The 23255-nt window shown below is 64.1% G+C and carries 19 protein-coding genes; 1 reads left to right on the top strand and 18 read right to left on the bottom strand.

Annotation, left to right across the window (positions count from 1 at the left end):
- Window positions 1–21: 21 nt before the first annotated feature.
- From panB to JF543_RS14580, 5 genes are all read right to left on the bottom strand, one after another.
- Window positions 22–891, bottom strand: a complete 870-nt coding sequence (panB, locus tag JF543_RS02735; RefSeq protein ID WP_206822667.1) for a 3-methyl-2-oxobutanoate hydroxymethyltransferase — start codon at window positions 889–891, stop codon at window positions 22–24.
- On the bottom strand, window positions 888–1751 hold the full coding sequence (gene panC, locus JF543_RS02730) for a pantoate--beta-alanine ligase (protein ID WP_206822666.1): 864 nt from the start codon (window positions 1749–1751) through the stop codon (window positions 888–890). The genes panB and panC overlap by 4 nt, the downstream gene beginning before the upstream one ends.
- The gene (locus tag JF543_RS02725) at window positions 1748–2485 is read right to left on the bottom strand and encodes a DUF2520 domain-containing protein (protein ID WP_206822665.1); all 738 of its coding nucleotides are present in this window, start codon (window positions 2483–2485) and stop codon (window positions 1748–1750) included. Before JF543_RS02725 ends, panC begins: the two co-directional genes overlap by 4 nt.
- 173 nt (window positions 2486–2658) lie before the next feature.
- A complete protein-coding gene (locus JF543_RS02720; protein WP_206822664.1) occupies window positions 2659–3645 on the bottom strand; it encodes an acetylxylan esterase in 987 nt (328 codons plus the stop codon).
- 61 nt (window positions 3646–3706) lie between these two features.
- Window positions 3707–4468, bottom strand: coding sequence for an IclR family transcriptional regulator domain-containing protein (locus tag JF543_RS14580; RefSeq protein WP_206822663.1), 762 nt, complete (start codon window positions 4466–4468; stop codon window positions 3707–3709).
- A gap of 96 nt (window positions 4469–4564) precedes the next feature.
- Here JF543_RS14580 and JF543_RS02710 point away from each other — a divergent pair, with 96 nt between their 5' ends.
- Window positions 4565–6727, top strand: coding sequence for a malate synthase G (locus tag JF543_RS02710; protein WP_347401074.1), 2163 nt, complete (start codon window positions 4565–4567; stop codon window positions 6725–6727).
- Window positions 6728–6777: 50 nt separating this feature from the next.
- Here the strand turns inward: JF543_RS02710 and JF543_RS02705 are convergent, their stop codons facing one another.
- The 13 genes from JF543_RS02705 to JF543_RS02645 form a co-directional block, all read right to left on the bottom strand.
- Window positions 6778–8307 carry an amidohydrolase family protein gene (locus tag JF543_RS02705; protein ID WP_206822661.1) on the bottom strand — a complete coding sequence of 510 codons (1530 nt, stop codon included), beginning with the start codon at window positions 8305–8307 and terminating at the stop codon, window positions 6778–6780.
- A 56-nt stretch (window positions 8308–8363) separates the two neighbouring features.
- A complete protein-coding gene (locus JF543_RS02700) occupies window positions 8364–10370 on the bottom strand; it encodes an alpha/beta hydrolase family protein (protein ID WP_242519381.1) in 2007 nt (668 codons plus the stop codon).
- Window positions 10360–11814 (bottom strand): serine hydrolase domain-containing protein, encoded by a 1455-nt coding sequence (locus JF543_RS02695; RefSeq protein ID WP_206822659.1) that lies wholly within the window; start codon window positions 11812–11814, stop codon window positions 10360–10362. Before JF543_RS02695 ends, JF543_RS02700 begins: the two co-directional genes overlap by 11 nt.
- Window positions 11815–11887: 73 nt before the next feature.
- Window positions 11888–12700 (bottom strand): ATP-binding cassette domain-containing protein, encoded by an 813-nt coding sequence (locus JF543_RS02690; RefSeq protein ID WP_206822658.1) that lies wholly within the window; start codon window positions 12698–12700, stop codon window positions 11888–11890.
- A 20-nt stretch (window positions 12701–12720) separates the two neighbouring features.
- Window positions 12721–13512, bottom strand: coding sequence for an ATP-binding cassette domain-containing protein (locus tag JF543_RS02685; protein WP_206822657.1), 792 nt, complete (start codon window positions 13510–13512; stop codon window positions 12721–12723).
- Window positions 13513–13547: 35 nt separating this feature from the next.
- On the bottom strand, window positions 13548–15095 hold the full coding sequence (locus JF543_RS02680; protein ID WP_206822656.1) for an ABC transporter substrate-binding protein: 1548 nt from the start codon (window positions 15093–15095) through the stop codon (window positions 13548–13550).
- Window positions 15096–15119: 24 nt separating this feature from the next.
- On the bottom strand, window positions 15120–15971 hold the full coding sequence (locus JF543_RS02675) for an ABC transporter permease (protein ID WP_206822655.1): 852 nt from the start codon (window positions 15969–15971) through the stop codon (window positions 15120–15122).
- A gap of 10 nt (window positions 15972–15981) precedes the next feature.
- Window positions 15982–16920: an ABC transporter permease gene (locus tag JF543_RS02670; protein ID WP_242519509.1), complete on the bottom strand. Its 939-nt coding sequence runs from the start codon at window positions 16918–16920 to the stop codon at window positions 15982–15984.
- Window positions 16921–16997: 77 nt separating this feature from the next.
- Window positions 16998–18221, bottom strand: coding sequence for an amidohydrolase family protein (locus JF543_RS02665; protein ID WP_206822653.1), 1224 nt, complete (start codon window positions 18219–18221; stop codon window positions 16998–17000).
- Window positions 18222–18238: 17 nt separating this feature from the next.
- The gene (locus tag JF543_RS02660) at window positions 18239–19720 is read right to left on the bottom strand and encodes a diaminopimelate decarboxylase (RefSeq protein ID WP_206822652.1); all 1482 of its coding nucleotides are present in this window, start codon (window positions 19718–19720) and stop codon (window positions 18239–18241) included.
- Between the two features lie 171 nt (window positions 19721–19891).
- On the bottom strand, window positions 19892–21538 hold the full coding sequence (locus JF543_RS02655; RefSeq protein WP_206822651.1) for a PucR family transcriptional regulator: 1647 nt from the start codon (window positions 21536–21538) through the stop codon (window positions 19892–19894).
- Window positions 21539–21884: 346 nt separating this feature from the next.
- Window positions 21885–22544 (bottom strand): NAD(P)H-hydrate epimerase, encoded by a 660-nt coding sequence (locus tag JF543_RS02650; protein ID WP_206822650.1) that lies wholly within the window; start codon window positions 22542–22544, stop codon window positions 21885–21887.
- Window positions 22545–22602: 58 nt separating this feature from the next.
- Window positions 22603–23247, bottom strand: a complete 645-nt coding sequence (locus tag JF543_RS02645; RefSeq protein ID WP_206822649.1) for a cyclase family protein — start codon at window positions 23245–23247, stop codon at window positions 22603–22605.
- Window positions 23248–23255: the final 8 nt, after the last annotated feature.

Here is a 23255-nt window from a genome sequence, read left to right as displayed (position 1 = left end):
CAAACGTACGGCGGGCCGCCGTCAGCGCCGGTCGAGCAGTTCGCGCAGGCGTTGCTCTTCAGCATCCGCCATCGCGTACCCGTGCTCGGGCGCGGGGTAGGCACCCGACCGCACCTCGCGTGCGTAGGCGGCGACGCCGTCGATCGCGGCGTCGCGCAGGTGGGCGTAGCGCTTGACGAACCGGGCGGCGGGGCCGTCGTAGATGCCGAGCAGGTCGTGAAACACCAGCACCTGCCCGTCGGCGCTGGCACCGGCGCCGATGCCGATCACCGGGATGTCGACGCGGTCGACGATCGCCGCCGTGACGGGCGAGGGAACGGCTTCGACGACCAGTAGCGAGCATCCGGCGTTCTGCAGTGCGATGGCGTCGTCGATCACGGCGAGCGCCGCCTCGGCGGTGCGCCCCTGCGCGCGGTAGCCACCGAGGGCGGCGACGCTCTGCGGGGTGAGTCCGACGTGGCCGACGACGGGGATGCCCGCGTCGACGAGGGCGCGGGCCCGGGCAACGCTCGTGCCGCCGCGTTCGATCTTGACCAGGTCGACACCGGCCTCTTTCACGAAGCGCTGGGCGGTGGCGATCGCGAGGGCGTCGGATGCCTCATACGAGCCGAACGGCAGATCCCCGACCAGCAGGGGCGCGTCGAGTCCGCGGCGCACAGCCCTGGTGAGCACGAGCATCTCGTCGACGGTGACCGGCACGGTGCTGTCGTAGCCGAGTACGGTCATCGCGGCCGAGTCGCCGACGAGGACGAGGTCGACGCCCGCCGCCTCGGCGATCTGCGCGCCGGGGTGGTCATACGCGGTGACCATCACGAGTGGTTCGCCGGCGCGTTTCTTGGCGGCGAGGTCTGCGAGGGTGACGCGTCGGCGCGGGGCGGCGTGGGAGCTCATGACGGCTTCTTCGGCGAGGCGGTGAGGAGGTGGTTGTCGATCAGGCGGGCGTCGCCGACGCGCGCGGCGACCGCGAGCAGGGCGTCGTCGTCGACACGGGTGAGCGCGCGCAGGTCGGTCGCGTCGCGCAGTTCGAGGTACTCGGGGGTGATCCCTGCGGCATCGAGCACCCGTCGAGCGGCGGCCACGAGGGTGGCGGCGTCGCGTTCGCCGGAGCGGTGCAGGTCGGATGCCACCGTGAGCGCCCTGTTCAGCGCGGCGGCCCGGCGGCGGGCATCCGCATCGAGGTAGATGTTGCGCGAGCTCATGGCGAGCCCGTCGGGTTCACGCACGGTGGGCAGCGCTTCGATGCGCACGTCGAGGTCGAGGTCGCGCACGACGCGGCGGACGACGAGCACCTGCTGGGCGTCTTTCTGCCCGAAGTAGGCGGTGTCGGGCCGCACGATGCCGAGCAGTTTGGTGACGACCGTGGCGACCCCGTCGAAGTGGTGCGCACCGCGGGCGGCGCCGTCGAGCACGTCGGTGAGACCCGAGACGTGGATGCTCGTCGCGAAGCCATCGGGGTAGATCTCGGCCACATCGGGGGCGAAGAGCACGTCGGCGCCGGCCTGCTCGGCCAGGGCGGCGTCGCGCTGCTCGTCGCGCGGGTAGCGGCTGAGGTCTTCGGCGGGGCCGAACTGGGTGGGGTTGACGAACAGCGAGACGACGACGAGGTCGTTGTGCTGGCGGGAGTGACGCATGAGCGAGAGGTGCCCGTCATGGAAGGCGCCCATGGTGGGCACAAGGCCGATGCGCCCGCCACGACTGCGGGTGTCGCGCACGGCGGCGCGCACCTCGGCGATCGTGCGGACGATCTTCATGCGGCGGGTCTGTCGGTGAGTGCGCGGGTGCGATCGGCGAGTGCGTCGAAGAGCTCGTCGAGCCCAGCTGCCTCGGCGACCTGGCGCTGGCGGGCGACGGTGGCCTCATCTCCGCGGGCGATGGGGCCGGTGAGCACGGGGCCCGCCCCGGTGGCGACCCAGTTGTCGACGCTCTGCCGAATGAGTGGTGCCAGCAGCTCGCGCGCGTCGGCGGGCGGGATGTTCGCCCGCTCTGCGAGTTGCTCGGCGGCGTCGAGCACGGTGAGCACGAAGTTCGACGCGAACGAGGCCGCGGCGTGGTACTCGGCGCGGTGCACGTCGTCGATCGCGATCGGGCGGGCTCCGAGGGCGCGCGCGATGCTGTCGGCTGCGGCGAGCGCGTCGGGGGTGCGTCCGGCGATGGCCGCGGTGATGCCGTGGAAGATCTCGGGCGGCTCGGTGCCGATGAAGGTCTGGAGCGGGTGGATGCTGAAGTCGACGTCGTTGAGGGGGGTCGCACCCGAGGCGTGACCGATGAGGCGGGCGAACGGTCTGGTTGCGCGCGCGGTCTCACTGATGGCGGCGTCGGGGACGCAGAGGAGGGCGATGTCGGCGCGGGGCGGGGTGCCCGGCCCGAGGGGGCCGAAGACGCGGAAGCGGGCGGCGCGTAGCGCACGAGCCAGTGTGGTGCCGAGGCGACCGGCGCCGATGATGGCGATGGTCGTGTCGCTCGGGGCGGGTGCGAAGGACGTCATTGTGATTCCCAAGAACAGGCTGATGGGGTGTCACGAGTATGCGCCCGCATGGGCTGGCTCCCAAAATCTGGGAGCAAAAAGCGCAGCCCGCCACGCACGAGCATGCACTTACGCCATACGAAGGAGTATCGCTCTTATCTTTTCGCTCCGCCCTTCGCCGTTCGGGAGGGCGCTTACCCGGCGGAGACGGGCTCCCCCACGTGCGCGGCGAGGAACTGCGCCTGCGGCGCCCAGTGCACGCCGAGGCCGCCCTCGTGGTCATTGAACGGGTACTCGATGATCTCGGCGTCGGCCGCCCAGGCATTCTTAGCCGCGTACACCGTGGAGGGCGGACAGGTGGCATCCATCAGGGCAACCGAGAACAGCGCCGGGGCCGTTGCCCGGCGCGCGAAGGTGACACCGTCGAAGTACGACAGGGTGCGGAAGACCGGCTCGACGGCGTCGCGGTGCACCGACAGGTAACGGACGACCTCTTGGTAAGGGTCGCGGTCGGTCATGCCGATGGCGCGTTCGAAGTGGCACAGGAACGGCACCTCGGGCATCACGGCGATCAGCCCCTCGGTGAGGCCGGCGACGGCGATCGAGATGCCCCCGCCCTGGCTCGAGCCGACGACGGCGACACGGCTTGCGTCGACGCGGTCGAGCGAGCGCAGCGCGTCGACGGCGAGCACGCCATCGGTGAACACGCGGCGGTAGTAGTAGTCGTGCGGGTCGAGGATGCCACGGGTCATGAACCCGGGCGACGACGAACCGGTGCCGTGCGGATCGGCGGTCGAGCCGCCGTTGCCCCAGACGCTGCCCTGGCCACGGGTGTCCATGCGCAGGTACGCGTATCCGGACGATGCCCAGTGCAGTTGCTCGTGGGCGACACCGCGGCCGCCGCCGTACCCGACGTATTCGACGATGCCCGGCAGCGGGCCGTCGATGTGCGCGGGCAGCACGAGCCAGGCGTGCACGGGATCACCGGCGTAGCCGCTGAAGGTGACGTCGTAGACCTCGACCGTGCGCAGGGGAGAGTCGACCCGGCGCAGCACGGGCGGGGTAGCGACGGCGCGCGACTCGGCGAGGGTGCGCTGCCAGAACTCGTCGAAGTCGGCCGGTTCGGTCACGTCGGGCGAGTAGGTGCGCAGCTGCTCGGGCGGCAGGTCGAAACGCGGCATCGGGGCATCCTTCGAGTCGGGGTCGAAGGAAGTGTATCGAGCACCGCAGGTGGCGCGCGGCTCAGCGGCCGGCAGCTGCCAGATGCTCGGTCGCCTGCGTCAGCGCGTCGACAACGTCGGGCACCCGGGCATCCGTGATGCGGGCGGCGGGACCCGATACCGAGATCGCGGCGGGCTGGCCCAGTCCGGGCACGGCGACGGCGATGCAGCGCACGCCGACCTCTTGTTCGCTGTCGTCGGCGGCGAACCCGCGGCTGCGCGATCGGCGCAGGTCGGCGATGAAGGCATCCGGGTCGGTGAGGGTCTGCGGGGTGAAGCGCGGCAGTCCGGTGCGGGCGATGAGGGCGCGGACGTGCGGTTCGGGCATGGTCGAGAGCATCGCCTTGCCGACGCCGGTCGAGTGCGCCAGCACGCGCCGGCCCACCTCGGTGAACATGCGCATGCGCTGACGCGAGGCCACCTGTCCGGCGTACAGCACGAGGTCACCGTCGAGCACGGCGAGGTTGGCGGTCTCGTGAAAGGCGTCTTCGAGCTGCCGAAGTGCGGGTAGTGCGGCATCGGCCAGCGGCGGCACGGCCTGCTGCCCGAGGGCGATGAGCCCGGCGCCGAGGGCGTAGCGGCGGTCTTCGAGCTGGCGCACGTAGCCGAGGCCGTGCAGTGTCTTGAGCAGGCGGTGCGCGGTCGGCACGGCGAGGCCCGTGGCGGCGGCGAGCGCGGCGAGCGCCTCTTCTCCTCCGGCGTCGGCGAGGGCTTCGAGCAGGGCGAAGGTGCGGGCGACGGACTGCACGCCGCCGGGTGCGGGAGAGCTGTCGGATGCTGTCACGCGTTCCACGATATGAAATCGGCGCTCCGAAATCGAGCATTCTGCCTACCGTGGGAGTCGGCGCCGCCCGGGCGCCCACAGGGAAGGACAAGGACTGTGACCACGTACCTCGACCGTGCCGGCCTGTCGGTCGCCGATCCGATCGCCGAGTTCGCCGAGACCGCCCTGGCCGATGCCGGGCTCGATGCGAGCGCATTCTGGAGCGGTGTCGCCGCGATCATCCATGACCTCGCGCCGCGCAATGCTGAGCTGCTGCGCATCCGCGATGACCTGCAGCAGCGCATTGACGCGTTCCACCGGGCGTCCCCCGGGCGTCCCGACCCGGCGCAGTACCGGGCGCTGCTCACCGAGATCGGCTACCTCGTTCCCGAGCCGGCACCGTTCCGGATCACGACCGAGAACGTCGATCCCGAGATCGCGACGATGGCCGGCCCGCAGCTCGTGGTGCCGCTGCTGAACGCGCGCTTCGCGCTGAACGCCGCGAACGCCCGGTGGGGGTCGCTGTACGACGCGCTCTACGGCACCGATGCGATCGAGCAGACCGTCGAGCTCGCCCCGGGCCGCGAGTACAACGCCGCTCGCGGCGCCGAGGTGATTGCACGGGGTCGCGCGCTGCTCGACCAGGCGGCGCCGCTCACCGAGGGTTCGCACGCGGATGCCACCGGCTATCGGGTGGATGCCGAAGGCCTGGCCGTGGCGACGGCATCGGGCATCCGACGTCTGAGCGACCCGGCGACGTTCGTCGGGTTCGCGGGGCCGGCCGATGCTCCGACGTCGGTGCTGCTGCGTCATCACGGACTGCACGTCGAGATCGTCATCGATCGCGACGGCGCGATCGGGCGGACGGATGCTGCGGGCGTGCAAGACGTCGTGCTGGAGTCGGCGATCACGACGATCATGGACCTGGAAGACTCGGTCGCCGCCGTCGACGCCGATGACAAGGCGCTCGGGTACCGCAACTGGCGCGGGTTGATGGATGGCACGTTGACCGAGACGGTGAGCAAGGGCGGGCAGTCGTTCACGCGCCGGCTGAACGATGACCGCCGGTACACGACGCCGTCGGGCGGCGAGTTGGTGCTGCCGGGCCGGTCGGTGCTGTTCGTGCGCAACGTCGGGCATCTGATGCGCACCGATGCCGTGCTCGATGCCGACGGTGGTGAGGTTTTCGAGGGCATCCTCGATGCGATCATGACCGCGCTGGGTGCGCTGCCCGACCTGACGGGCGCTCGGCGCGGTGCGAACTCGCGCACCGGGTCGATGTACATCGTCAAGCCGAAGATGCACGGCCCCGACGAGGTGGCGTTCGCCGTCGAGCTGTTCGGCCGAGTCGAAGCGCTGCTGGGGCTGCCCGAGCGCACGCTGAAGGTCGGGATCATGGATGAGGAGCGGCGCACGTCGGCGAATCTGGCGGCGTGCATCGCGGCAGCATCCGACCGGGTGGTGTTCATCAACACCGGGTTCCTCGATCGCACGGGCGATGAGATCCACACGTCGCTGCACGCCGGGCCGTTCCTGCCGAAGTCGGGCATCAAGGCGCAGCCGTTCATGCAGACCTACGAAGACCGCAATGTCGCGATCGGGCTGGCGTCGGGTCTGGGCGGGCGGGCGCAGATCGGCAAGGGCATGTGGGCGATGCCCGATCTGATGCACGACATGCTCGAGCAGAAGATCGGTCACGTCCGTTCGGGGGCGTCGACGGCGTGGGTTCCTTCGCCGACGGCGGCGACACTGCACGCTCTGCACTATCACCAGGTCGACCCGTTCGAGGTGCGTCAAACGCTGCCGGCATATGAGCCGTCATCGCTGGATGTGCTGCTGCAGCCGCCGCTCGCCGGTACGGGCGATCTGACGGCCGACGTCGTCGCGACCGAGCTCGACAACAACGTGCAGTCGATCCTGGGGTACGTGGTGCGGTGGATCGATCAGGGCGTCGGATGCTCGAAGGTGCCCGACATCCACGGCGTCGCCCTCATGGAAGACCGCGCGACGCTGCGCATCTCGAGCCAGCTGCTGGCGAACTGGCTGCAGCACGGCGTCATCACCGAGGCCGACGTCGACGCCGCCCTGCAGCGCCTCGCCCCCGTCGTCGACGGGCAGAACGCATCGGATGCCGCATACGAGCCCCTCTCTGGTGCTGGGCCGAGGATCGCGTACGCCGCCGCACGGCGACTGATTCTGGAAGGCGCCAGCCAGCCGAGCGGATACACCGAGCCGCTGCTGCATGGCATGCGACGGGAGAAGAAAGCGGTACTGGTGTAGGTGGGACGTGCGGATGCGCGCAAGCCATACAGGCGAATCACGCCGTGGCTTCAGCCGACCTCCGACCGGATCGCGCGACCAGGCAGTGCCTCAGGAAGAAGCGTGCCGTTCTGCACGACGAACTCGCCGTTGACGAGCACCTGTTCGACGCCTATCGACGGTTTCAGAGTCTCAAAGTCGGCGCGGTCACGGATGGTCTCGGGATCAAACACCACGATGTCCGCGTCGCAACCCACTTGGATCCGCCCCTTGGTGCGCATCGCCGGGACGAAACCCTCTAGCATCTTCGCCGGAAGATAACTGCAACGCGAGATCGCCTCGTTCAACGACATCAGCCCGAGCTCACGACTGATGTGTCCGAGTGTCCGCGAGAACGTCCCAGCAGTCCGCGGATGCGCGAAGACTCCCGGCGGCACAGGCCATCGGGTCTCGATGTCTGCGCCATTCCGGCGGCCGTTGAGTTGAAGCAGCATCGCGTCGGAGGCCACGACGGTTCCGGGGAAACTCACCATCTTGTGGAGCAATGCGATCTGTGCCGGATCATCGGGATCCAGGTAGTCCACGACAACGGTCCCTCCGGGGTCCTCGGATCTCAGCTGGGCGAGTCGCTGGAAGTCTGAAACCCGCTCGCCGGTCTTTAGGTATCGGATACTCGTTGGCCGCTTTCCGCGGCTCGACATCTGCTCGGGCGAGAGAAAAGGTGCACCGATGACGGTAGAGGATGCGTGATATGGATATGCTTCCGTCGTCACCCGAATTCCGCTCTTCTGCGCTCCCTCAATGGCATCGAGGATGAGATCCGCCTGGAGAGAGTACGTCGAGTTGATGTGGCAGAGATGAATATGAGCGTCGGTCGCGGCGGCTAGAGCGATAAGCTCCAAGACACCCTCAATCCCGGAGAGCGGATCATCCGCTTCCTTGTATCGACCATGGACGAACAGCGGCACACCGAGAGCACTCGCGCGTCGCGCGAGTTTCAGCATTTCAACCCTTCCCGAGTCCGGTGCATAGCCAAGGAGAACTCCAACGCCAATGCCGCCCTCCGCAACCCCCGCCGCGACACGGTCGATGATCCTGTCTACGACGTCCGGCGTAGAGGGCCGGCGCCAGGCATCCCTGCCGAGCTTCGCACCCAGAACAGACGCGGAGCCGTTCTTCACGTTCCCGTTCGGCTCGAGAGCGATCCCTTCGATCTCGCTTACTCTCGCGGCAAGCCAGTTCGACGCATACCCGTAGTTGGTCGGCCGCCCTTGCGCCGCGACCTCCACGTGGGTCGCAGCGACTGGGCCAACCCCCGCTTCGAGATCGAGGCTGGTCGTCACACCGTCAAGCGCTTGAAGACGCAGGCCGTTCACCGTCTGAGCGTGGCTGTGAACATCGACGAACCCGGGAGCAATCACAGAACCGGCGATATCCATCAATCGAGTCGCGTGCGGCGGAGGCTCACTAGCCGACTGAATGCTCACGATCTTGCTACCTCGGATGCCGACGTGTCGCAGTCCGTCGACGCCCGACTCGGGGTCAATCACCCGACCGTTCACCAGAACGACATCCAACGAACGGTCTGCCGTGGGCGTCATTCGTGACTCTTCGTCACCGTTTGGGCCAAGCACAGTCTTTCCAGCTGGCGCGCGGTTCACGAGACAAGCTCCTCACTGATAGGGCCCGCGCCCAGGACGTGCTGATCGCAGAACGCCAGAACGACCTGAATCCAAGTCTTCGTATTCGACGGTCGAACGATTGCGTGGTTCTCGTTCGTCATTTGCAGAAAGCGGTGCGGCATTGTTTCCGGGGGCCCGTCCCAGCTCGACACAAGGTCCCACCACATGCGCAGTGACTCGCTGACGGGAACCCGATAATCTTGATTTCCGTGCGTGATCAGCATGGGAGTCACCACGCGAGACAGGTTGACGTTGGGTGAGAATGCACGATACCAATCGGCGTTGTCGGCCTCGTGCCCGTGAGCGCGCATCTTGTCAGTTGCCAGATCCGTTGTGCGGTGTTGCTGGTCTAGAGCCCAAAGCGACGCGTGACTCACGATCGCATCGAACCGATCGGTCTGCCCAGCAATCCAGTTGGCCATGAAGCCGCCGAAGGATCCTCCAAGCATCGCCGTGCGGGTGTGGTCGATCTCGTCGCGGCGAATGACCTGATCGAAGAGCGCCTCGCATTCCCGATACACCACGTCTGGCCGCCTCGGCCACCCGCGCTTCAGCCCGCTGTGCCCGTACCCCGTCGACATCGCGGGGTCCGGCATCAGTACTGCATACCCTCTAGCAACGGCCAGCCACGGGTTCCAGCGCCATCCCCACGCGTTGTACGAGCTGTGGGGCCCGCCGTGCACCCACAACATGGCTGGGGCGGGATGGGAAATTGTCGCGGAGTTCGGCGTGCACAGCCATCCGCCGACGCGGGTGCCGTCCACCTCCACCTCGACGCGCTCCAGCCGCCCGGGAAGAGCGCCGATGCGGCCGGGCGCGGGCAACGCAAAAGGCAGGTCCGGATGTCGCAGGCGAACGGGTTCAGACGGCGCGAGCAGGCTGTTGCGTAGGGCGAAGACATCTTCTCCAGCCGTGGTGGCCAACGAAGCGAAGACACCGCCAGTCACGATCGCGACAGAGCGCCCATTCGCCGAGTCGATGGAGATAACCGCGCCAGACGAATGCAGGTCGCCCGTAGCCAGGAGATTCTCCTCAGCTTGCCAGGTGTACTCCTTGACCGTCATATCTCCCACGTCGGCTACAACGGCGTCGGCGTCACCATCGAGGGTTCGGATCTCGAGGAACGCGTACTGCGGGTCGGTCGGAGTGGGGCGTGTCGTGCGGGTGACCGCGAGTCGCGCCCCGCTTGGCGAGAAGACAGGTGCGGTGAAATCGGCCCCGTCGGCACAGGACAGGTACGGCGTCTGCTCCAGAGTGTGCGTGTCGATGAGCATGAGGTTCGCACGCGTCGCAGCGCCGGTGAGTCGTTCTTTCCACGTCGTCACGACCCGCCGCCCGTCGGGCGAGATATCAGCGGTGACCCCGACCAGCGCGATCGCGTCGACGTCGGGAGTCAAGTCGACGACGCCGCCATCAGGTCGAACCAGAACGAGATGGGGGCAGGCCTCCCCCAACTCCCGGTCGTAGTGACGGATGGGCATCCCCGTGTGGAGAATAGTGCTCCTCTCGGACTCGCGACGTTCTTTGCGTCGCGTTGCGTCGTTGTCCAGATTGCTGCCCACGAGCACACTGGTGGACGCCAGAACGGTGCCGTCTTCGGCAATCCCGTGAACGGTGAGATCACCCGCAAAACCGGCAAGCCTGTGGGCCTCCCCGTGCTCAGGAAGCCGCCATAGCGACGTCTGGCGCGGTTCTCCCTCTCCCGCACCACCGTGCCGACGTGAGACGAAGATCAACGAACCGTCCGCACAGAATCGCGGCGCTCGCTCCCCCTCCTCCGAGAATGTGATGCGTCGCGCTCGCTTCTCGCCGTGAGGGTCAAGCTCCCAGAGCGACGATTTCAGCCGCGCGCCGGAGCTCACCGGCCAACGCACCTCCGCAACGACCCTTCCGGCTGCGGACGCCGCAATCGAGTCGATCCGGCATACCCGTGAGAAGGCTTCGATGTCACCGAAATCAGAGAAGACGTCGTCAGGATTCATTTTGCTCGCCTTCATAGGTACCTCGGTTCTGTGGAAGGCAGCGTGTCCCGAGGTAGACGCAACGTTCGCCGTCAACCTCGGTAAACGCAACTGGCGTGAAGCTCGAGAGCTCGTCTGCTCGCGCGAGGAACTGATACGCGATCCCCGTAGAACGCAGCATCATCTGCTGCGGTGCGGACGTTGCCATGGCTGAGCGACGTGTTCGAAGCCGGCTTCTATCGACGGTCACCGAGTATCCACCGTCAGCCGCGCGCGCCACCTTCAGCGTCGTCACCGCGTCATTGTAGGTGCCTAACCAGCTGTCCTCGATCTCGACCTTCGCGTTGGGGAGGGCGGCTGACCTGGGCGGCACCACAGCACCGACATAGGTTTCCGCGAGCGCGGCGCAGATCTCGTTTCCCGCGTCGGCCGCGAGACCACCGTTGCAGAGAACAGCGAAAACCGTTCCGTCGTCGGGGAGGACTCGGAACCATGCGTTGTTTCCCAGCTTGCTGCCCCCGTGGCCCACCACTCGATGAGAGCCCCACTGATCGTGCATCCACCCCAGCGTGCGCTGCGCCGACGTGGCGGCCGACAGGCGAGCGTCGAGATCCACCGCGGGTTTCCACATCTCCGCGACGGTTTCGGGCGACACGAGTCGTTGCCCGTTCCCTGCGTCCCCACCTCTCATGCAGGCGATCCCGAAGTCGAGCAGGCTGTCAACGTCGCTGATGACGATCCCGGCCGGGCTTCTGCCCTGATGCATGTCTGGGACCGGGACTGGCTTCCAGAGTCCTTGTCCGCCTTCGCGGACGTGCCCCACTAGGTAGCGATGAGCCATCACTTCTTCCGGCAGAGTGAAGAAGTTCTTGAGTCCGAGACGCTTTCTCACACGCTGGTCCAGTGATTCAGCCCATGGGCGCCCGTCGAGAACCTCCGTGACGCGTCCCGCGATCGTGAACCCCGCGTTGCAGTACGACCATCCTCGCCCCGGGGCGAAGATCGACCCGACCGATGCCAGTGAGCCGACGAACCTCTCGATGGCATCCTCGCCTCGTCCCGCATCGAAGAACACGTCACCGTTGATACCGGACGTGTGCGTGAGCAGGTGTCGGATAGTCACATCTCGATAGAACTCACTGCTGAGCCGAAACTCGGGAAGGAAATCGATCACCCTGTCGTCAAGGTTGAGCTTTCCCTCTTCACGTAACTGCATGATCATCAGCGACGTGAAGAGTTTCGTCACGGACCCGATCTGGCCGACGGTGCTACGGTCGGTCGCAACTCGGGTTGTCAGCGACGTCAGGCCCGCACTAGCGACGAAGCGTTTCTGACGCCCCGTTCGGGTATCGATCTGTGCGACTCCGGCGAGAACTCCAGGCACGTGATATCTTCGCGCTACTTCCGCGAGATAGGACTCCCACGGCGTCGGGTCGAATGACGGGGACTTCAGAGTGTTTGTCATGTTCTTTCTTCCAACGAGTCGCTCTCCCTCCAACAACGGCACTACACCGACTGAACGCTCAAGGTGAGACAAGTCATCGGTAGCGCGTGGAGTGTGGGTCTACGATTGGCGCGGCGTCGAGAAGCTCGCGCGTGTAGTCGGTCTGCGGCGACGCGAAGATCTGGTTGACGGTTCCTCTCTCCACGACGCGTCCCGACTGCATCACGACAACGTCATCCGCGATGTTCTTGATGACCCCAAGGTCATGGGAGATGAAGACGTACGTGAGACCTAGGTCTCTCTGCAGCTCACCCAGAAGCTCAAGTATCGAGGCTTGGATGGACACGTCGAGCGCTGACACCGCCTCATCGCACACCACAAGCGCAGGATCGACGATGAGTGCGCGAGCGATGCATACGCGCTGTCGTTGGCCGCCACTGAATTGATGCGGGAACTTCGCGAAGTCCTCGGCGCTGAGCCCGACGCGTGCCAGAAAATCAAGCGCCTTTGCCCGCCGCTCTCTACGCGTCATGCGCGTCTGGATCTCCAGTGCCTCAGTCAGCGCATCTCCGACTCGCAAGCGCGGGTTGAGCGACTCGTACGGGTCCTGAAAAACGATCTGCAGCTGCTTCCGCATCTCCAGTGCTTCACGACGCCCTCCCCCTCTGAGTTCACGTCCCCTGAATCTCACGGAACCAGACGTTGGAGTCTCAAGATTGATCAACAGTCGTCCGAGCGTCGACTTACCGGAGCCGCTTTCCCCGACGATGCCAAGGGTCGCCCCTGCGCGCACCTGCAGCGAAACGTCGTGCAATGCATCAACGTTCCGTCGTTTCCCCTTTGACCAGGGACCTTTGTATGTTTTGACCAGCGACTCGCACTCGAGAATCGGATCCACCAAACTCACTCCATTTCCTCAATGCGCGATCACGAGGCGACAGCACGCGCAGCGGCTAGAAGGTTCCTCGTGTACTCCGTCGCCGGGTTTTCGAAGACCGTCACGACCGGCCCGGATTCAACAATCGAACCTGCCTTCATGACGATCACGCGATCCGCGATTTCAGCCACGACGCCCATATCATGAGTCACGAACAAGAGCCCTGTGCCGAAGCGTCTTCGCAGGTCCATCAGCAGGTGAAGGATCTGCGATTGCACGGTTACGTCAAGCGCCGTGGTCGGCTCGTCGGCGAGGAGAAGCCGCGGCTGGCAGGACATCGCCATCGCGATCATGACTCGCTGCCTCATGCCACCAGACAGCTGGTGAGGGTACTGCTTCACCCGCTGGTCGGGGTTCGGAATACCACATAGGCGAAGACTCTCGATTGCGACCTTCAGCGCCTCAGCGCGGCTGAGTCCCTGGTGATACATCAGCGGCTCCACCAGTTGGAATCCAATCTCGAAGACAGGATTGAGTGCCGTCATCGGCTCCTGAAAGATCATCGAGATCTCGGAACCGCGCAGCCGAGACATATCCCGGCGCGAAAGCGAGTCGATTCGCCGACCGTCGAACATGATCTCTCCGGAGCGCCGCATTACCCCGGCCGGCAGTAGATCGATGATCGACAGCGAAGACATGCTCTTGCCAGAGCCCGACTCACCGACGATGCAGACTACCTCTCCTTCTTCGACCGTGAAGTCGATCCCTTTGACAAGGTCACGGTGCCCTGAGCGGGTCTCGGCCGAAACGGTTAGACCACGCACTTCAAGCAGCGATGCCACGGCAACTCTCCTCACAGTGATGAACCGAAGCCACGTCAGTTCGCTTCGTCAGCCGGAACGATGCGAACGTGACCGTCGCCTGTCGGCCCGAGACGAATCATCTCGGAGGTCTCCTCATCCATGGCCACGACGCTCATGTCGTGTCGCATCACAACCCACGGCATCTGCTCCATCGCAAACAGATTCGCCTCGGCGAGGATCGACGCGCGCTGTTCCGAATCAACTGTCGCGTTCGCCGTATCGATCATCGCGTCGAACTCCGAGTTCGAGAACCGAGCCATATTGCTCCCGTTGTCGATGCTCAGCGAGTGAAGCGTGTCGAACAGCATGCTGCTGCCACCAGACGCGAATCCTGCGATGAACATGTCGTGATCGCCGGCCCTGCCGCGCTCGAGGGCAGTCGGACCGTCATACAGCTGAATGTCGACGTCGAGACCCACATCTACCAGCGCGGCCTGGATCACCGTCGCCATGTCCACCGTGTCTTCGGCGTTGCTTGCGACCAGCTCGATGCTCTCACCGACCCAGCCGTTGTCTTCGATGATCTCGCGAGCACCATCGGGGTCGTATGCAACACCACGGTCATCGGACGAAGGGTCATAGCCGAAAGTGCCAGTACCTGCGTAGCTGTCCGTGCGCTGGCCCAGACCGCCGATGTGATCGATGTAGGCGTCCCGATCGATTGCCATTGAGATTGCGCGACGGAACTCGACGTTGTTCATCGGTTCCCGGTCCATGTTCATGCCCAGGTAACGAACGCCCGTTCCTCTGCTTTCATAGAGGTCCACGCCCTGCATCGACTCCACGCGTCCGGCCTGCTGCATCGGGATACCCCCGACGAAATCCGCCTCACCGGACTGCATCATCGACAACGCGGTGTTGTAGTCCGGCACCTGACGGATGATGTACTCATCCGCGACAGGACGGCCACGCCAGTAGTCCCCGTATGCTTTCAGTGTCAACCGGTCTCCCTGGACCCACTCGACAAACTCATACGGACCGGTTCCCACACCATGCAGGTTGAGGTCCGAGTTCTGATCGGCGTCCGGGCTGATGATGCGCATCTGCGGGCGCGAGAGAAGGTCGAGCAGCGGCCCGTACGGCTCCTTCGTCGTGATCTGCACCGTGAGGTCATCGAGCGCTGTCACGTCCGCAATCGGTTCCATCATCGACTTTCGGGACGCCCTGGGGTTGCTCTCCACCTGATCGAGACTGTAGACAACGGCGTCTGCGTTGAGTGACGTTCCGTCGTGGAACGTCACATCTTCCTCAAGGTGAAAGACCCAAGTCACGTCGTCGGTGAGCTCCCATGACTCCGCAAGACGCGGCGCGACCTCATTCGTTTCGAGATCTCTGGCGACAAGGCCCTCGTAGATCTGCAGCATCGCGTTGTTCGACGCCGAGTTGTTGTTCGCGTAGGGGGCGAGGCCTGAGATCTGGCCAGACTGCAGCTGAACAATCTTGCCCGTCCCCTCTCCGGCAGCGCCGCCGTCCTTGAGGTCTGCCGCGCTGCATCCCGTCATTACGAGGACGCCAGCAATCAGCAAAGCACCGGCGCCAAGAACCATCTTTCTTACAGTCATTGAATTTTGCCCTCCTCAGAGCATTTATGCTTTTGCCAGTTTGGGGTCAAGGCGATCACGCAATGCATCGCCGACGACATTGAAAGAGAATATTACGAGCGCTATTGCCACGCCAGGCACAATGATCAAGTGCGGCAGCGTAAACATATACTTTTGCCCCTCCGAGATCATGGCGCCCCACTCCGGCGTCGGAGGTTGGGCGCCAAGACCCAGGTAGCTGAGAGCCGCTGTAGACAGAATTGCGGACCCCAGACGCATCGTTGCAAACACGATTACCGGCGCCATAACGTTCGGCAAGATGTGCTTTACAGCGATGCGGAGGTCTGAACCGCCGAGTGCACGGATTGCGCCGACATAGTCCTTATCGCGCGCTTGGAGGACACTTCCCCTTACGACCCTCGCGCACGAAGGAATGGAACCAATGCTAATCGCGATGATGATGTTCGTGATGTTGGTGCCCAAGATTGACATGATCAGGAGCGCCAGCAGAATGTCCGGAAACGCGAACATAATATCCGCGCCTCGCATGATCACGGCGTCTAGACGCTTGTAGTAGCCAGCCAATATTCCGAAGAAAACCCCGAAAACCACGGTGATGATCACAACGGCGATCCCGACCCAAAGTGAGATGCGCGCACCGTAAAACAGACGTGTAGCCGTATCCCGTCCGTAGCTATCAGTTCCAAGCAGATGGCCTGGAGAGCCGGGCGAGAGACCCACCGCATTGGGGTCTTGAACGTTTGGCTCGTAAGGCGTCAACACGTTGGCACCGAGTGCGACCACTACGAAAATGACGATGATGACGGTACCGACCAACGCCAGCACATTCTCCCGGAGCGTCCTGAACAGCGAAATGCGGCCCGTCACCCTGTTCACCGTAGCCTTCTCATTGAACAACATTGATCCTCGGATCCACTAGGGCGTAGACAACGTCTACCAAAAAGTTCACGAGCACAAATGTGGTCGCCATCATCAACGTCACGGCCTGGATGACGGGGAAGTCTCGGTTGGTCAACGCACTAACAGTGAGCTGCCCGATCCCATTGATTGCAAAGACCTGTTCCGTCACGATCGCCCCACTGAGAATGCCTCCAAAGCTGAGTCCGATGATCGTGATGATCGGGATCATTGCATTGCGCAACGCGTGTACCATGATCACCTGCTTTTCTGGCATTCCTTTGGATCTCGCGGTCCTCACGAAATCCGACTGGAGAACCTCCAACAGAGAAGACCTGGTCATGCGCGCCAGAAGCGCTGCCGTTGCGGTGCCCAACGTGATAGACGGGAGCACGAGTTCCAGCAGTCCCTCCCTCGTGAACCACGGATACTGCAAGCCGGCAACAGGGAAGATGGGCAGGACCACCGCAAACCCGAGGATCAGCATCGATCCGAGCCAGAAGTTCGGAATGGATACCCCGAGGAGAGCGGTGGACGACGCGAGGGTGTCCCAAACCGTCTTCCTCTTGACGGCTGCGATCACGCCGAGTGGAATACCAATAACAATTGCGAACACTAGGGACGAGACACCGAGGGTAATGGTGGCTGGCAGTCGTGCGGCAATCAGGTCGGCCACCGGTCGATTCGTCTGATACGAGTAGCCCAAGTCTCCCCGAAACAGGTTCATCATGTAGTCGAAATACTGAACAATCAAGCTTCGATCCAGGCCGAGGCTTTCGCGAACCGCCATCACGTCCGCCTCGGAAGAATCTTCACCTGCAATAATTCTCGCGGGGTCACCGGGAACAAGATGAACACTGAGAAATACGATAACCGAGACTGCAAGTAGCACGGCCACGAGCTGGCCGGTTTGTCTCAAAAGGTGCATACCCACTGAGGTCGCCTATCTCCTTTGATAATGTTGGAACGAGATTCATTCTCCTGGATTCAGAAGAAGGTCACGGATCAATTCGCGTGCACCACTCGCCCCCGTTGCATTACGATCTTGATGCGCCTGGGATCGGAAAGCGCTTTTACATCATGCTCGGGGTCGACATCTGTGATTACGAGGTCAGCGTCCTTGCCAACCTCAACTGAGCCAACCGTTTCGTCGATTCCAAGCAGTTCTGCTGCATGCGACGTGCCCGCCACGATGGCCTGCATCGGCGTCATACCACACTCGACAAGGTGGGCGAGTTCCAGCAGATTTCTACCATGCGGAACAACTCCCGAGTCGGTGCCCATGGCAATCTTGACGCCCGCCTCTATTGCGCGCGAGATGTTGTTTCTAAGCGACTGCTGCAGGCGAACCTTCTTGGCTCGCGCGTAATCTGGCACGTCAGCGCCCGTCGGCGGCGTCATTCCGGTAAGAAGCGTCGGCACCAGCCAGACACCACCAGATCGCATGAGCTCGATAGCCTCGTCATCGATGGAGTACCCGTGCTCAATGCTCGTCACGCCCGCTCGGATGGAGTTCTTTATGCCGTTGATTCCTTGCGCATGGGATGCCACCGGAAGCCCCCGATTAGTGGCTTCTTTAACTATCGCGCTGAGCTCCTCAGGCGAGAATCCATCGTGCTCGGGGGAGTCACGCGGGCTCCACACTCCGCCTGTTCCCATCACCTTGATGACACCTGCTCCTGCGCGATGGAGCTCACGGGTACGGAGGACGGCTTCCGTTGGGCCATCAGCGAGAGGGCTGATGCTCAGCCCCGGTGTATCGCGATCTTGCGCGAATCCGCCGAGCGTCCGGTAGTCTGTGTGGCCGCCGGTGGGACCGATCGCCTGCAGGGCGGGGACTATCCTGGGCCCGAGGATCTCGCCGTAGTCGACCGCCATCTTCGCTCCGTAGTCAATCCCGCCGAGATCACGCACGTAAGTGACTCCGGCCCGTAGCGTTGCGCGCATGTTCTTCGTCGCACGATAAAGCCTCAGCGTCGGCGGCTCATGAAGAGAAGTCGCGGGGTTGATTGGCGTGCCAGGCAAGCGCAGATGTACGTGCGCGTCGATAAAGCCGGGCAGCAAGAAGCGTCGGGTGCCGTCGATCTCACGTACGTCCTCGGCTGGGCTGATTCGTGGCCTGACCGCAGTGATTCGTCCTTCCTCAATGAGGACGTCACGCGGGCTGGACGAGCGCCCGCCCTTCCCATCAAGAACGGTTACGCCGCGCACGATCAATGCGCTGCTCACCATATCTCCCGACTCCATCATCGACCTTTCCCGTCCGCCACCATCGGAACGCGGACGTCTTGTGTCCCCCAATTCACGTAGGGCTCCAGTTCGCGTGGACCGACGTTGTTGATGACATCGGTGACGGTTTCGCCTTTGTGGACCACAAGATAGTCAAACGCGGACTCGGATCTTCCCGGATGGGAGGATTCACTTTCTTGAATGCGCCCATCGCGATACCCATAGATCGGGATGCGTGGCAGGAGGTTGTACGAATAAGGACTACTGAAGTAGTAGGCTCCGGTATCCGGTATCGCAATCAGGTCACCTGAATGCAACTCGGGGAGCTCCCGATCACTAGCGAGCAAGTCGCCCGAGAAGCAGGCCGGTCCCGCGACGTCGTGCGAGACGAGTGCGCGAGATGCAATGGGTTGGCCCGAGGCATCGTAAGCCAGAATGCGCAGGGGCCAATCCTCCGGAGCATACGCAGTGCGCGTCGCGACCTGCACGCCGGCATGTGTGATCGCAACCCGCCGCTCCCCCATCGCTTTGGCGTACTCCACGCGAGTGAGAACAGTGCCGGCTTTCGCTGCAAGCGCTCGACCAAACTCTGTCACGATGTCGAACTCAAAAAGCTCAGGAACGACGCGCTCAAGTACGGCGCGATACTCCGCGAACGTGGGAACAGCGTCTTCTCCTTCGAAGTTCACCGGCAGGCCTCCCCCAATATCGATTCGAGAGACCTGCTGCCCTCGTCCGATTCTTTCCGTAAGCCGATTGATCTCCAATGCAAGATCCACTACGGCGCGAATCCCTCGGGCCGCGTGCAAGAGCGCTACTCCTTGGGATCCGGAATGCACGTGAAGCTGGGTGAGCCAAGGGCGCTCCAGGAAGGCCGCGATGATGGCCTCGCGAGCCCCCTCGTCGGCGAGGCCAACGCCGAACTTGGCGTTGGGGCTGGCTGTACTCAATGCCTCGATCGTCCCCGCGCCGGTCTGGGGATTCACACGCATCCCAAAAGTCGATGCCCGATCGGTGTCGCCCAACTCGGCGCGAAGCGCATCGATACGCGTCAACTCTGCGAAGTTGTCGATATTGATCACGACGCCGAGCGCAAGGGCACGCCGCAGTTGAGACTGCGTTTTCGCCGGGGAGTCAAACACGATGTTTTCCGGTGGGAATCCGGTCGCGACAGCGAGCTCCAGTTCGCCCTCACTTGCAACTTCGCACCCTGCGCCGAGCTGGGCATAAAGTCGAAGAATCGGCCGTAGCGGAACGGCTTTGCACGCGATGGCGTGAAGACTGCGTGTCTCTCGCCGACCATTGGCAAAGGCCTGGACGAGCTTGGCATACTGTTGCTCAATAAGGTCGATATCGATCAGACCGATAACCAAGTTCTCATCACTGAGAACGGGAACCGTGCTCAGCTCAACAGTCGGACAATCAGCGTTCGCGATTTCCGCAACAACGGCATCGCGCCGAAGTGCTGTGCCGATACTGGAAGAGCGCGCGAAAGTCATGTAGTCCTCACTATTGGGTGGCGTTCAGCGATCCAATAGTGAATGGTCGCCTATGACTGTCTCCATGCTAGAGGCCACCGCGGGAGGAACTACATCGTCAATCCACCGGAGTTTCTGCCGACCAACTGTGTGATCCTCACACTCACACGGACAGCGGTTTGGCTCTCGAACTCACGCGACGGGGCTTCGGGGCGAACGCTCGTACACGAGCAAGGACAGTTCGAGCCAACGCCGATCAGCACGAGAGAACGGGGACAACCCCGTCAGCTCCTCGATCCTCGCTAGGCGGTTTCGGAGCGAGTTCGCATGAACGTGCAGTCGGCGCGATGCTTCAGCTGAGTTCCCCACGGTCATGAAGTAGATTCGCAGTGTCTCGAACAACTGCCCCTGGCGCGCCTGATCGTGAGCAACGAGCACCTTCGCTGGACGGAGGATCTCAGGCAACGCGTCGCCCAGGGTGTCGGCCACCCGCAGTCCGAGAATCTCCGACTCAAGTTCCGTGGCAATCATCCCCCTTGAGCCCCGCCGCGCGAGTGGCGTCGCGACACGTGAAGCTACGCAGTGGCTTGACTCAGTTTCGGCAACCTTGGCCGCTTGGAGAGCGTATGCGGCCTCGTCCCACGAATCCTTCACCTGGTCAAGCCGCCCCACGACGCGGCCAACGCTGAACAACCAGCCATACTCCCCGTCCTCGGCGCGGTTCAAGATCCTTGCGATGCGGTCTCGGACTTCCTCGGGTGTGAGCGGTGACGAGGTTTGCACCAGAGCCGCCATGCACCTGACATCCGGCATGGTCTGCCATGGGACCGGCGCCAGCGCCGCGTCCGCGAAAGCCGCACGGAGATGAAATCGCACGGCAGGCTCGTGCTGCGGTTGCACCCCTGCGATCGCGACAGCGACGTAGTGACTACGGAAGGGAAGCGCGAGCATCGCGGCGAGCGGGGCCAGGTTCCTGGCGCCGGTCAAGATAGACATAAGCGCCTCTCGACGGACCCGCTTTTCGAACGGCGACCGACGGAGAGTGCGCAGCATTACTGGACGCGCGGCACCTGCTGCCTCGCGCAGAACCTCCCGTACGCTTGCCGGATCGACTCCGTCGCCGTACGCCGCCCAGATCGTCCCGAGCAGTTCTCCACCGCTCCGAAGTGGCAACACTGACCTCGCCGGCTCACCGTCGCTAGCGCATCGCTCGACCACATCTGTCGCGGCGCGCACCGCCGGGAGAAAACCTGACTCCTCAAGTTGTGCGATCCGCCACTCCGGTATCGCGCCCGTCAGTATCGTCTCTTTCCGGATCTCATCGATTGATCCGTCGCGGTTTGCATGAGCGAGGACCCGTGACTGCGGATCCTCAATCGTGATCGATGCGCCTGTCATGTTGGCAATGACGGAGGCAAGTCCGGCAAGGTCGTCGATGTCGGGCCAAGCCAAAGCGCTCGTGGCTCCTTCTACAAGTTGCCGAAGATGTATAAGCACCTCGGCCCATGTGACACCGTCAGCGCACTCGAGAAGAAGAGGCCCAGAGGGCAGGCCCTCGTCCTCGGCTCGCATGCCATGTTCGTCCAGAAGTTCGTGTAGACCAGGCGCAGCGACCAGGGCCGTCGCCGCCGCGAAGCGCGTACAGATCTCTTCAAGTTCCACATGCGAGCTAGGCGATCGGGTGAGCAACACCACTGCGCCCGGCGCGCAGTCTTTGAGGTCGAGGTCGAAGTCAATGGTGCTGACAGTCGCATCTGCTGTGGGCTCCGAGAGCGGCAGCAGATACCCTTCCGTTTCGCGGAGCAGTCGGGCGAGGCTCAGGCTGCTCTCATCACTCATCACTCCATCAAACCAGACCTAGAGTTGGCCCCGATCACCCCGGCATCAGGCATCGTCGTGATCGCTACCTTCGCGGTGGGGACCCGGAAGACACAGGACATGACGGGATCGGTTTGTGCGACGTGACGGACTATGCAGGGTGGATGCCAAGGGATTCAAGCCCTTCGCCTACCCCTCGTCAACGAGGTATCTCGATCCGCGAGTGCAGGCTATGCTGACCACTCGATCCGAGGCAAACGGGCACTCATTGCAGCCGCATCTCACGGCCACGCTGACCGAAATGACCACGAATCCGACGCGTGTGGTTCGGGTCGCTCACCTGACGGCAACCACAGAAACGTTGCCGTCAGCGCGTTCCGTCGCGCACTTCTGAAACGGATGCTGTTCCCGTGGCCTCAGCGGTGGAGAGGTCGAGCCCGAGGTCGACGAGCACGATGCGTCCGGAGTGCTGAGCGCCAGCATCCGAGGTGAGGCCGGCTTTGACCGCGCCGAAGGTGACGGTCGTCGCAGCGGTGAGCACGACGCCGTCGTTCTCGCCGCTGTCGGGGTCGATTCCGCTGGGCAGATCGACGGCGACGACCAGCGCGGGTGCCCGCTGAAGCCGCTCCACGACGTCGCGTGCGGCCGCGCGCAGTGCCCCACGGGCGCCGATGCCGAGGATGCCGTCGACGATCACTTCGTAGGCATCCGGGTCGAGGGCGCCGAGGGCGATGGCCCTTGCCCCGGCACGAGTCGCCGCGGCGAGGGCCTCGTCGTGCACCCGGTCAGCGGTGCACAAGATGTCGACGTCCACGCCCTGCCCAGCGAGGGAGGCGGCGGCGAACAGCGCATCACCGCCGTTGTCTCCGGCGCCGGCGAGCACCAGCATCCGCCGCGGATGCCCCTCGGCGATCACCGCGGCGAGCGCGGCTGCGGCCCGGCGCATCAGCGGCACTCCTGCAGCCAGCAGGGGCGCTTCGGCCGCCCGCACCTGTGCGGCGGTGTATGTGGGAACGGTGGCGGTCATGTGAGTCAGGGTAGCCAGCCGGGCGAGTGACCCACAGAGAATCGCGGATGTCGTGCGTTCAGGTGAACGCCACCGCGCGCACGGGCGCCCCGTCGCCCTGCAGGTTCAGCGGGAAGAAACCGATCCGCACGCGCGCCGGCAGGTCGGTCAGGCCGCGGATGTTCTCGACGATGAGGCCGTCACCGCCGAGAACGATCTCGTGCACGGGGAACGAGGCGGTGGGCGCGCCGGTTGCGTCCGTCTCGTCTGGGCTGAGCGTGTCGACGGCGAGTAGGCGCATGCCGCGGCGCCACAGTTCGGCGGCGGTCTCCGCGTCGAGATGCGGATGCTGCAAGGCCGCCTGCTGGCCGAAGTAGCGCGCCCACCCGGTGTCGATGATCACGATCGACGGCACGACGTCGGGGATGCCGCCGGGCACAACGAGGTCGTCCCAGGTGTACGGCCGGTTCGGCTGCGCGGTCAGCACCCGCAGGATGAGGGCGTCGCCGACGAGCTCATCGAGTGTGACATCGGCCATCGTGCGCCCGCCCAAGATCGTGTGGGCGGGCGCATCGATGTGCGTACCGGTGTGCGAGCCCATCTGCACCCGTTCGACGACCACCCCGTCACGGTCGAGAGTCAGCCCGGGGCGGATGCCCACGGTCGGGTCGCCGGGGTAGACCATCATGCCGTCCGTGATCGGGTGGGTTAGATCGTGGAGCATGAGGGCAT

The organism is Microbacterium esteraromaticum (assembly GCF_017303215.1).
Taxonomy (GTDB): Bacteria; Actinomycetota; Actinomycetes; order Actinomycetales; family Microbacteriaceae; genus Microbacterium; species Microbacterium esteraromaticum_C.
The sequence above is the reverse complement of the archived record's forward strand: the minus strand, read 5'-3'. Positions and strand labels throughout refer to the sequence as shown.

Coding starts and splice junctions, on each gene's coding strand:
- panB (WP_206822667.1), bottom strand. CDS start 891: ATGAGCTCCCACGCCGCCCCGCGCCGACGCGTCACCCTCGCAGACCTC.
- panC (WP_206822666.1), bottom strand. CDS start 1,751: ATGAAGATCGTCCGCACGATCGCCGAGGTGCGCGCCGCCGTGCGCGAC.
- JF543_RS02725 (WP_206822665.1), bottom strand. CDS start 2,485: ATGACGTCCTTCGCACCCGCCCCGAGCGACACGACCATCGCCATCATC.
- JF543_RS02720 (WP_206822664.1), bottom strand. CDS start 3,645: ATGCCGCGTTTCGACCTGCCGCCCGAGCAGCTGCGCACCTACTCGCCC.
- JF543_RS02705 (WP_206822661.1), bottom strand. CDS start 8,307: ATGACGCCCACGGCAGACCGTTCGTTGGATGTCGTTCTGGTGAACGGT.
- JF543_RS02700 (WP_242519381.1), bottom strand. CDS start 10,370: ATGAATCCTGACGACGTCTTCTCTGATTTCGGTGACATCGAAGCCTTC.
- JF543_RS02695 (WP_206822659.1), bottom strand. CDS start 11,814: ATGACAAACACTCTGAAGTCCCCGTCATTCGACCCGACGCCGTGGGAG.
- JF543_RS02680 (WP_206822656.1), bottom strand. CDS start 15,095: ATGACTGTAAGAAAGATGGTTCTTGGCGCCGGTGCTTTGCTGATTGCT.
- JF543_RS02670 (WP_242519509.1), bottom strand. CDS start 16,920: ATGCACCTTTTGAGACAAACCGGCCAGCTCGTGGCCGTGCTACTTGCA.
- JF543_RS02660 (WP_206822652.1), bottom strand. CDS start 19,720: ATGACTTTCGCGCGCTCTTCCAGTATCGGCACAGCACTTCGGCGCGAT.
- JF543_RS02655 (WP_206822651.1), bottom strand. CDS start 21,538: ATGAGTGATGAGAGCAGCCTGAGCCTCGCCCGACTGCTCCGCGAAACG.
- JF543_RS02650 (WP_206822650.1), bottom strand. CDS start 22,544: ATGACCGCCACCGTTCCCACATACACCGCCGCACAGGTGCGGGCGGCC.
- JF543_RS02645 (WP_206822649.1), bottom strand. CDS start 23,247: ATGCTCCACGATCTAACCCACCCGATCACGGACGGCATGATGGTCTAC.